The following is a 10,013-nucleotide window of genomic DNA, read 5'->3' on the forward strand; positions in this document are numbered from 1 at the left end:
ATGGCCGCGTCGCGGATCAGCCCTCGCGGCGCAGGGCCGGGAAGAGGATCACGTCGCGGATGCTGGGCGAGTCGGTCAGCAACATCATCAGGCGGTCGATGCCGATGCCGCAGCCGCCGGTCGGGGGCATGCCGTATTCCAGGGCGCGGATGAAGTCAGCGTCGTAGAACATCGCCTCGTCGTCGCCGGCTTCCTTGTTGGCCACCTGGGCGTGGAAGCGGGCGGCCTGGTCCTCGGCGTCGTTCAGCTCGGAGAAGCCGTTGCCGAACTCGCGGCCGGTGATGAACAGCTCAAAGCGCTCGGTGATGGCGGGGTTGCTGTCGCTGGCGCGGGCCAGCGGGCTCACCTCGACCGGGTAGTCGATGATGAAGGTCGGCTGCCAGAGCTTTTCTTCCACGGCCGCTTCGAACAGGCCGAACTGCAGTTGCGCCAGCTTCCAGTGCTTGGGCGGCTCCTCACCCAGGGCCTTGAGCTTGGCATGCACGGCCTCGGCCGAGTCGGCCTCTTCCGGCGTCAGGCCGGCGTGCACCACCAGGGAGTCGCGCACGGACAGGCGGGCGAAGGGCTCGTCCAGGTGCACCGGCTTGCCGGCGTAGCTCAGGCGCGCGGAGCCGGTGGCGCGGGTGGCGGCGTCACGCAGCAGGGCCTCGGTGAAGTCCATCAGGTCGTGATGGTTCCAGTAGGCCGCGTAAAACTCCATCATCGTGAATTCGGGGTTGTGCCGAACCGAGATGCCTTCGTTGCGGAAGTTGCGGTTGATCTCGAACACGCGCTCGAAGCCGCCCACCACCAGGCGCTTCAAGTACAGCTCGGGCGCGATGCGCAGGAACATCTCCTGGTCCAGCGCGTTGTGGTGGGTGATGAAGGGCCGGGCGTTGGCGCCGCCAGGGATGGGGTGGAGCATGGGCGTTTCCACTTCCAGGAAGCCCTGGTCCACCATGAAGTTGCGGATGGCGCTGACGGCCTTGCTGCGCGCGGTAAACCGCTGGCGGGCCGCGTCATCGGTCATCAGGTCCACATAGCGCTGGCGGTACTTCTGCTCCTGGTCGGTCATGCCGTGGAACTTGTCCGGCAGCGGGCGCAGGCTCTTGGTCAGCAGGCGCACCGAGGTGGCCTTGACCGACAGCTCACCCGTCTTGGTCTTGAACAGCGTGCCTTCGCAGCCCAGGATGTCGCCCAGGTCCCAGTGCTTGAAGGCGGCCAGCACCTCGGCGCCGACCGCGTCTTGCGTGATGTAGAGCTGGATGCGGCCGCTGGCGTCTTGCAGCGTGGCGAAGCAGGCCTTGCCCATGACGCGCTTGAGCATCATGCGGCCGGCCACGCTCACTGCGATGGCCTGGCCTTCCAAGGTGGCAGCGTCTTGGTCATCGTGGCCGCGGTGCAAATCGGCGGCGCGGTGGCCAGGTTTGAAGTCGTTGGGGAACACCGCCTCACCCGTGCCGGCCGCCTTGGCGCGCAGGGCGGCCAGTTTTTCGCGACGCTCAGCGATGAGCTGGTTGTCGTCGGGCGCGGTCGGGGGGGTGTGGTCGTGGCTCATGGTGGTGGCGCCGCCTAGGGGCGGCGCAGCAAAAGTGGGTCAGGGTGTCGCCAGCGGCGAACCCGCCATTCTAAAAGGGGCATCCCGGAGGCGGTGATGAAAGCGGCAGGAAGGGGCGCCCTTGCGCATTCACCAGGCGCCAACTGCGGGCACCGCTGAAATATGCAGGCGCCGGTGAGCCATCTGCCGGTTGCAGCCTGCGTGAGCAGACAAGTCCTGCTGCGCGCGCCGAATGGGGTGCCCTGCAGGTCCTGCGCCATTGCCCACGGTTGCTTCTGCCCATGACTCCCCTTGAACCCGCTGTTCACCGGTGCTTGGCCGACCCGGTTGACTCCGCCCGCCGCCACGCGGCGCGGTGGCTGGTCTTGCTGGCCGCCAGCGGCCTGTGCGCCTGCCACGGCGTGGACCCGCTGCTGGCCAAACCGCCGCCGCCCACCCGGCCCGACGTGGTGTTGCGCACCCCGTGGGAGTTGCAGCAGGCGCTGGTACAGGCCCGGCAAGCGGTGGCGCAGGTGCGTGGCCTGTTCTCCAACGGCTTGTGGTCGGACGCGCTGTCGCAGTCGCCTCAGGCCTTCAGCCAGGCCCTGGCGCGGCAGCGCCCGGCTTTGCAGCCGCAGGCCGAGGCGTTGCAGGCTGCGCTGGGGGAAATGTTCACCAGCGCGGCCGCGGTGGACGAGTCGGCCAGCCAGATCACGCTGCGCTTGCGGGCCCTGGACACCATTCGCGAGCGCACCGGCTTTGTGGCCTATGTGGAGCGCCGCGCTGACCTCTACAACCGCCGCGCCCAAGCCCAGCGCGAGCAGCAGCGCTACGGCGCCGGTGCCGACCGCTTCCAGAGCGAGGCCGCGGGCCACCAGGCCGTGGCGAACAGCGGCAGGGTGGAGCGCATCGACTATGTGGACAGCCGGGGCCGCGTGGTGGAGTCCCGCTACACCCCTGCCCATGACGAGAGGCAACGTGCCCGGATGCTGCTGCCCTTTGCCAACCAGGCCGCCCGCGACCTGGCCGAGCGCGCCAGCCAAGAGCAGGAGCGCGCACAACAACTGGCGCTGGAGATCAACGCCACCCGCAGCGGCAATCTGGAGCAGGTGGAGCGCCAGATCTACGACGCGTCGGACCACATCACCCAGGACCTCTGGCCCCGGTTGGACGCTGCGCAGCAGCGTTTGCAGCGAGCCCGAGAGCGTTTCCACCAGCTCAGCGGCCAGCCCTGAGCTTGTTTCGTCTTTCCCCTCGCGGGTTCGCCCGCCCCTGATCCTTGACGCTGTCTGTTCTCACCTAGAAAGGAATCGATGAAATCCCTCCTCACCCTGGCGGCGCTGCTGGCTGCCACCGCCCTGACCGGCTGCGCCACCCAGTTCCCCCATGAGCTGGCCGGTTTCCACGACGTTGACATGCTGTCCGGCGCCAAGCCCGTGGAGGTTCGGCCCAGCTTTGCAGCCGGATTGACTGGCGGGGCCATCGAGGCCACCACCACACTCAGCAAAAAGGGCTTTGCCGGCTTGCAGTACGACGCTGGCGGCCGCAGCTCGGGTTCGGATGCCTACCGGAGGGTGAAGGTCAGCTCGAGTGAAGCCCCCAACTTGCGGTGGGAGGTTTGGGTCCGCACGGACGGCATTGGCCTGGGTTCGCGCCAGTACGCCAAGATCATGGGCCCGTTCAGGAACGGCGAGGAGGCCAAGGTCATGTTCGTCAACAACGGGCTGGGCCAGAGCCTCGAGCGCAACCTGCTCGTCGTGGTTTACTCACCCACCGAGACGGAGCGCTCCGTACGCTTGCACATGTCCGAAGTCACGCGCTGAGGCCTCACTGTCGGGCGGCGGGCGGGCTCCTAGAATCCGGGGCTTTTGCTTGACCGACGCGGGGGACGCCTCCTGGCGTCCCTCCACCGCATGAACCGCCGCATCGCCGTCGTGGGTCTGGGCTATGTGGGCCTGCCCGTGGCCGTGGCCCTGGGCCGCGCCCAACCCGTCATCGGGTTCGACATCAACCCCACGCGCATCGCCGAGCTGCAGGCCGGCCATGACCGCACCGAGGAGGTGCCGGCCCCCGAGCTGGCGGCCACCCAGGTGCGCTACACCGACCAGTTGGCGGTGCTGCGCGAGGCGGACTTCTTCATCGTCGCCGTGCCCACGCCGGTGGATGCGGCCAACAAGCCCGACCTCTCGCCGCTGATCGCCGCCTCTCGCACCGTGGGCCAGGCGCTGAAGAAGGGCGACATCGTCGTCTACGAGTCCACTGTCTATCCCGGTGCCACCGAGGAAGACTGCGTGCCGGTGCTGGAGCGGGTCTCCGGCCTGAAGCACGGCGTGGACTTCTGCTGCGGCTACAGCCCTGAGCGCATCAACCCGGGCGACCGCGAGCACCGCTTCGAGACCATCCAGAAGGTGGTGTCGGGCTGCGACGCCGCCACCCTGGAGACCGTGGCCCAGGTCTATGCCAGCGTGGTCACGGCCGGGGTGCACAAGGCCAGCAGCATCAAGGTGGCCGAGGCCGCCAAGGTCATCGAGAACACCCAGCGCGACCTGAACATCGCGCTGATGAACGAGCTCTCGGTGGTCTTCGCCCGCATGGGCATCGACACCGCCGAGGTGATCGCCGCCGCCAGCACCAAGTGGAACTTTCTGCCCTTCCGGCCCGGCCTGGTGGGTGGCCACTGCATTGGCGTGGACCCGTACTACCTGACCTACAAGGCCGAGCAGCTGGGCTACATCCCGCAGGTCATCCTGGCCGGGCGCCGCATCAACGACAACATGGGCCGCTACGTGGCCCGCAACACCATCAAGCGCATGCTGCAGCAGGGCATGGACGTGCCGCGCTGCCGGGTGGGGGTGCTGGGCATCACCTTCAAGGAGAACTGCCCCGACATCCGCAACTCCAAGGTGGTGGACCTGGTGCGCGAGCTGCAGGACCATGGCACCCAGGTGGTGGTGATCGACCCCCATGCCGACGCCGACGAGGTGCGCCACGAGTACGGCCTGAGCCTGGCCCGCCTGGAAGACGAAGCCCCGTTTGACGCCCTGGTGGTGGCGGTGGCCCACCGCGAGTACCGCGCGCTGGACGCCGCCGCGCTGCGCGCCCTGCTGCGTGCCCCCGCCACCGGCGGCCAGCCGGTGCTGACCGACGTGAAGTCCCTCTATGACCGGCAGGCCCTGGAAGCCGCCGGCCTCGCGGTCTTCCGCCTCTGACGCCTTCCTCCGAGCCCCATGACCGACACCCGCAAGCCCTTCGCCCTGATCGGCGCCGCCGGCTACATCGCCCCGCGCCACATGCGCGCCATCAAGGACCTGGGCCACACCCTGGCCGTGGCCTACGACATCAACGACTCGGTGGGCATCATCGACAGCCTGCATCCGCAGGCCGAGTTCTTCACCCAGTTCGAGTGCTTCCAGGAGCACGCCCAGACCCTGCGCCGCGACCCCGCCACCGCGCTGGCCTATGTGGCCGTCTGCAGCCCCAACCACCTGCACCACCCGCACATCGCCGCCGGCCTGCGCCTGGGCGCCGATGTCATCTGCGAAAAGCCGCTGGTGCCCACGCCCGAGCTGCTGCATGAGCTGCAGCGCATCGAGGCCGAGACCGGCCGCCGCGTGTTCAACATCCTGCAGCTGCGCCACCACGACGCCATCTTGAAGCTGCGCGAGAAGGTGGCGGCCGCCCCGGCGGACACCAAGTTCGACGTCGAGCTCACCTACATCACCTCCCGCGGCAAGTGGTACGCCCAGAGCTGGAAGGGCGACCCGCGCAAGAGCTACGGCGTGGCCACCAACATCGGTGTGCACTTCTTTGACATGCTGCACTTCATCTTCGGCCAGCTGCAGACCAGCGTGGTGCACCACCAGGCCGAGGCCAGCGCCGCCGGTTTCCTGGAGTACGAGCGCGCCCGGGTGCGCTGGTTCCTGAGCATCGACGCCAACGACCTGCCCGACAGCGTCAAGGGCAAGAAGACCACCTTCCGCAACATTGACATCTCGGGCGAGCAGCTGGAGTTCTCCGAAGGCTTCACCGACCTGCACACCGTGAGCTACCGCGAGATCCTGGCCGGCCGCGGCTACGGCCTGGCCGACGCCCGCCACTGCATCGAGACCGTGGCCGCCATCCGCCGCATGGCGCCGGTGGCCGCCACCGGTGCCGAGGTGCACCCCTTCATCGCCGCCCGCCGCGGCTGAGGACCTGCGCATGACGCCCGACGCCGACGCCGCCCCCGCCTGGGCCCACCCCAGCGCCATCGTGGACGAAGGTGCCCAGCTGGGCGCCGGCACCAAGGTCTGGCACTTCAGCCATGTCTGCGGCGGCGCGCGCATCGGCCCGGGCTGCTCGCTGGGGCAGAACGTCTTTGTGGCCAACGACGTGGCGATTGGCGCCAACGTCAAGATCCAGAACAACGTGTCGGTCTACGACGCGGTGACGCTGGAGGACGAGGTCTTCTGCGGCCCCAGCGTGGTCTTCACCAACGTCTTCAACCCGCGCTCGGCCGTGCCCCGCAAGGCCGAGTACCGCCGCACGCTGATCCGCCGCGGCGCCACGCTGGGCGCCAACTCCACCATCGTCTGCGGCAGCACCGTGGGGGAATACGCCTTCATCGGCGCCGGCGCCGTGGTCACCAAAGACGTCCCCGCCTTCGCCCTGATGACCGGTGTGCCCGCCCGCCAGACCGGCTGGATGAGCCGCCACGGCGAAAAGCTGGCGCTGCCGGTGCGGGCCATCGACGGCGCGGAGGCCGTCTGCCCGGCGACGGGCGAGCGCTACCGCCTGCAGGGCGGGGTGCTGGCGGTGCTGCCGGATGGCATGGACCGCGGCACGGCTGCCACCTGAACGAGGCCTTTCATGCAGTTCATCGACCTCCAAGCCCAGTACGCCGCGCTCAAGGGCGAGATCAACGCCGCCATCCAGCGGGTGCTGGACCATGGCCAGTACATCATGGGCCCCGAGGTGGCGCAGGTGGAGCAGGCGCTGGCGGCCTTCGTGGGCGTGAAGCACTGCATCACCGTGGCCAGTGGCACCGAGGCGCTGCTGATCGCCCTGATGGCGCTGGAGCTGCAGCCGGGTGATGAGGTCATCACCACGCCCTTCACCTTTGCGGCCACGGCCGAGGTGATTGCGCTGCTGGGTGGCGTGCCGGTGTTCGTGGACGTGCAGCCCGACACCTGCAACCTCGATCCGGCCTGGATCGAGGCCGCCATCACGCCGCGCACCCGGGCGATCATGCCCGTCAGCCTGTACGGCCAAGTGGCCGACCTGGCAGAGGTGAACGCCATCGCGGCGCGGCACGGCTTGGCCGTGATCGAGGACGCGGCGCAGAGCTTTGGCGCCACCTACCAGGGCCGGCGCTCCTGCGGCCTGAGCACCTTTGGGGCCACCAGCTTCTTCCCCAGCAAGCCCCTGGGTTGTTATGGCGATGGCGGCGCGCTGTTCACCGACGACGACCGCCTGGCCCAGGCCGCGCGCGAGATCCGGGTGCACGGCCAGAGCGCCCGCTACACCCACACCCGCGTGGGTGTGGGCGGCCGCATGGACACCCTGCAGTGCGCCGTGGTGCTGGCCAAGCTGCCCCGCTTTGAATGGGAGCTGGCCCGCCGCCGGGCGCTGGGCGAGCGCTACGCCCGCTTGATCGACCACCACGGCGCCGGCCTGCCGCTGCAACGCTTGGCGGTGCGTGCCGACCGCGACTGCGTCTGGGGCCAGTACACCGTGATCTTGAGCCCTGGCGTGGACCGCGCGGCGGTGCAGGCGCGGCTCAAGGACGTGGGCATTCCCACGGCGGTGCATTACCCGCGTGCCCTGCACCAGCAGGCGGCCTACGCCCGCTTTGCCCCGGCGGGCGGCTGCCCGGTGGCCGAAGGCCTGGCCGCGCGGGTGATGAGCCTGCCGATGAGCCCCGACCTGGCCGAGGCCGACCAGGAGCGTGTGGTGGCGGCCTTGGCCCGGGCCCTGGCCCCGGCGGTCGGCTGAGCCGCGGCCATGGCCTTGTGGCGGTATGCATGGGATGCCCTGGGGGCCCGGTGGCGGGCCGGGTGGTGGCGCCTGGCCTGGGGCGTGCAGGCCGGCGCGCGGGCCAAGGTGCACCGTGGCGTGCGCTGGCGGGGCGAGCGCGGTGCGCTGGTGCTGGGCGCGGGCGCCGAGCTCTATCCCGGCACCGCGCTGCTGTGCACCCGCGGCGGGCGCCTGCGCCTGGGCGCGGGCTCGCACATCGCGCCGGGCGGACACCTGCTGGTGGGCGGGCAGGTGCTGGACATCGGCGATGCGGTGGCCATCGGGCCGCAGGTGGCGATCTTCTGCGAATCCAACGGCACGGCCGCCGGGGCGCCCTTTGTGGCTCAGCGGGTGGCCGCGCCGGTGCGCATTGGGCGCAATGTGTTCCTCGGGGCCCGCGTCACCGTGCTGCCGGGGGCGGTGATCGAGGACGGGGTGGTGGTGGCTGCCCATGCGGTGGTGCGCGGCCGCCTGGCCTCGGGCTGGGTCTATGGCGGGGTGCCGGCACAGCCGCTGCATCGGCTGCGTGCCGACCAAGGGGCGCCGGCTGCCGCGGCGGTGGCGCAGGATCGTCAGGCATGAGGGGGCTCCGATGAGGCGGTGTGGTGTGCCGGCTTTGCGCGGGGCCGATCTGGTCCGCGCGACCTGCGGCCACCTGGCTGCGCGCCTGGCGGGGCGGCCGCAGGCCGGGCTGCTGGCCTGGCAGCTGGCCCTGGCGGCACATCTGCAGGCGCCTGCAGGGGGCCTGTGGCTGACCGGCGCCGGCCGCTGCGCGCTGCACGCCTTCGTGGCGGCCAGCCGCCGCGCGCCCGATCAGGAGGCCGCCCAGGGCGGTCCCGACGAGGCGCTGCTGCCCGGCTACACCTGCGTGGTGGTGCCCAACGTCTTCCTGCACCTGGGCCTGCCGGTGCGTTATGTGGACCTGCCGGACGCCCAGGCAACCGGCGGCCAGCCCGGTGCAGCCCTCAACCCGGCGCCCGACGCCTGGCGGGCGGCCATCGGCCCGCGCACCCGCTGGCTGGTGGTGCCGCACAACTTTGGCCAGCCCAGCGCCGGCCTGCCGGCCCTGCGCCAGTGGCTGCGCCAGCACCATCCGCAGGTGCTGCTGGTGGAAGACGCCGCCCACGCGCTGGACGTGCGCCTGCCCGAGGGGCCGCGCGCCGGCACGGTGGGCGACGCCGCCTTCTTCAGCTTCGAGTACGCCAAATGCCTGAGCACCGGCCTGGGCGGCGCCCTGCGGGTGGCCGAACCCAGCCGCTGGCCGGGCCTGGCCGGGCACCTGGCGCAAGCGCCGGGGCCGTCGCCGGGGGTCCAGCTCAAGCGCGGGCTCACCCTGGCCTTCCACCTCAGCCAGGCCACCTGGCCCACACCGCTGGCCGCAGCGCTGGCGGCGCTGCTGCGTGCGCCATCGCGCGCCCTGGGTCTGGTGGCGGGCACGCCGGCGGCCGAGCTCAGTGGCCAGGCCCGTCCCGACTACCGGCAAGGCCTGGGCGACCTGCCGGCCCGGCTGGCCCTGGCGCAGTGGCGGCGCTGGCCGGCGCTGCAGGCCCGGCGTGTGGACCAGGCGCGCCGCTACGACGAGCTGCTGGCCGGCTCGCCCTGGCTGCATCCCCTGGCCGCCCCCGGCACCGGGCCGCTGCTGCGCTACCCGGTGGCGGTGCGCGGCGGCGTGGCGCGGGACGCCGCGGTGGCCGCGCTGCAGGCCCTGGGGGTGGAGCCCGGGGTGTGGTTCGACGATGTGGTCCACCCCGCGGGCAGCCTGCGCCACGGCTATGCGGCGGGCGACTGCCCGCAGGGCGAGGCCCTGGCCGCGTGCATCCTCAACCTGCCCCTGGGCGAACACGCCCAGCTGGGCCACCGCCAGGCCCGGGCCCTGCGCCACCTGGCCCTGGCCGGGCCGGGGGCCGCATGACCCGGTGGCCGGCCCGTGGGGCGCAACGGTGAGCGCGGGCCTGCGTGGTGCCCGGGCCGATGTGGTCCGCCTGGCCGGTGCGGCGGTGGTGGCCCAGCTGCTGCCGCTGGCGGTGCTGCCCTGGTTGACCCGCCTGGTGGCGCCGGCGGCGCTGGGCCATTGGGCGTTGTGGACCAGCGTGGCGGCCAATCTGGCCACCGTGGCCTGCGGGCGCTATGAGTACGCCATCGTGCGGCCGCGCCACCCGGCCGCGGCGCGCGGCCTGCTGGCCCTGTGCCTGGTGCTGGCCGCCGCCGGCGCGGCCGGCGCGCTGGTGCTGGCCGCGCTGGCGGTGGGGGCCTGGGGAGGGCTCGGGGGTGGGGCGGCTGGATCCGCCGATCTGCAGGCGGGTTTGCAGGCCTGGCTGGGGCAGGGCGGGGGGCTGCTGGCCTGGGCGCTGGCGCCGGCGCTGGGTCTGGCCGGCCTGGTGCAGGCCCTGACGCTGTGGCACAACCGGGCGGGCGACTTCCGTCGCATCGGGCAGGCCCGCCTGCTCGCCCCGGGGCTGACCGCGGCGCTGCAGGCCGTGGCCGCCTGGGCGGGGGCGGGGGC

The 10,013-nt window shown here is 71.5% G+C and carries 9 protein-coding genes and 1 pseudogene; 9 read left to right on the top strand and 1 reads right to left on the bottom strand.

Going from position 1 to position 10,013, the window contains the following annotated elements:
* Positions 1-16 precede the first annotated feature (16 nt).
* Positions 17-1,537: a lysine--tRNA ligase gene (lysS, locus tag G3A44_RS15500; protein ID WP_163458604.1), complete on the bottom strand. Its 1,521-nt coding sequence runs from the start codon at positions 1,535-1,537 to the stop codon at positions 17-19.
* A 314-nt stretch (positions 1,538-1,851) separates the two neighbouring features.
* Between lysS and G3A44_RS15505 the strand changes: the two genes are divergently transcribed.
* The 9 genes and pseudogenes from G3A44_RS15505 to G3A44_RS15545 form a co-directional block, all read left to right on the top strand.
* The gene (locus G3A44_RS15505) at positions 1,852-2,751 is read left to right on the top strand and encodes a hypothetical protein (protein ID WP_163458606.1); all 900 of its coding nucleotides are present in this window, start codon (positions 1,852-1,854) and stop codon (positions 2,749-2,751) included.
* A 78-nt stretch (positions 2,752-2,829) separates the two neighbouring features.
* Positions 2,830-3,339: a hypothetical protein gene (locus G3A44_RS15510; protein WP_163458608.1), complete on the top strand. Its 510-nt coding sequence runs from the start codon at positions 2,830-2,832 to the stop codon at positions 3,337-3,339.
* 90 nt (positions 3,340-3,429) lie between these two features.
* A complete protein-coding gene (locus G3A44_RS15515) occupies positions 3,430-4,725 on the top strand; it encodes a nucleotide sugar dehydrogenase (protein WP_163458616.1) in 1,296 nt (431 codons plus the stop codon).
* 18 nt (positions 4,726-4,743) lie between these two features.
* Entirely contained in the window at positions 4,744-5,706 is a 963-nt protein-coding gene (locus G3A44_RS15520; RefSeq protein WP_163458618.1) for a Gfo/Idh/MocA family protein, read from the top strand.
* 10 nt (positions 5,707-5,716) lie between these two features.
* A complete protein-coding gene (locus G3A44_RS15525) occupies positions 5,717-6,352 on the top strand; it encodes an acyltransferase (protein ID WP_163458620.1) in 636 nt (211 codons plus the stop codon).
* Between the two features lie 12 nt (positions 6,353-6,364).
* Positions 6,365-7,489 (top strand): DegT/DnrJ/EryC1/StrS family aminotransferase, encoded by a 1,125-nt coding sequence (locus G3A44_RS15530; protein ID WP_163458621.1) that lies wholly within the window; start codon positions 6,365-6,367, stop codon positions 7,487-7,489.
* A gap of 9 nt (positions 7,490-7,498) precedes the next feature.
* Entirely contained in the window at positions 7,499-8,092 is a 594-nt protein-coding gene (locus G3A44_RS15535) for an acyltransferase (protein WP_163458623.1), read from the top strand.
* A gap of 25 nt (positions 8,093-8,117) precedes the next feature.
* Positions 8,118-9,422, top strand: coding sequence for a DegT/DnrJ/EryC1/StrS family aminotransferase (locus G3A44_RS15540; RefSeq protein ID WP_163458625.1), 1,305 nt, complete (start codon positions 8,118-8,120; stop codon positions 9,420-9,422).
* A gap of 28 nt (positions 9,423-9,450) precedes the next feature.
* Positions 9,451-10,013, top strand: a pseudogene (locus G3A44_RS15545) (hypothetical protein); the annotation flags it as partial.

The organism is Ideonella livida (assembly GCF_010499455.1).
In the GTDB taxonomy this organism is placed as follows: Bacteria; Pseudomonadota; Gammaproteobacteria; order Burkholderiales; family Burkholderiaceae_C; genus Ideonella; species Ideonella livida.

Coding starts and splice junctions, on each gene's coding strand:
- lysS (WP_163458604.1), bottom strand. CDS start 1,537: ATGAGCCACGACCACACCCCCCCGACCGCGCCCGACGACAACCAGCTC.
- G3A44_RS15510 (WP_163458608.1), top strand. CDS start 2,830: ATGAAATCCCTCCTCACCCTGGCGGCGCTGCTGGCTGCCACCGCCCTG.
- G3A44_RS15515 (WP_163458616.1), top strand. CDS start 3,430: ATGAACCGCCGCATCGCCGTCGTGGGTCTGGGCTATGTGGGCCTGCCC.
- G3A44_RS15520 (WP_163458618.1), top strand. CDS start 4,744: ATGACCGACACCCGCAAGCCCTTCGCCCTGATCGGCGCCGCCGGCTAC.
- G3A44_RS15525 (WP_163458620.1), top strand. CDS start 5,717: ATGACGCCCGACGCCGACGCCGCCCCCGCCTGGGCCCACCCCAGCGCC.
- G3A44_RS15530 (WP_163458621.1), top strand. CDS start 6,365: ATGCAGTTCATCGACCTCCAAGCCCAGTACGCCGCGCTCAAGGGCGAG.
- G3A44_RS15535 (WP_163458623.1), top strand. CDS start 7,499: ATGGCCTTGTGGCGGTATGCATGGGATGCCCTGGGGGCCCGGTGGCGG.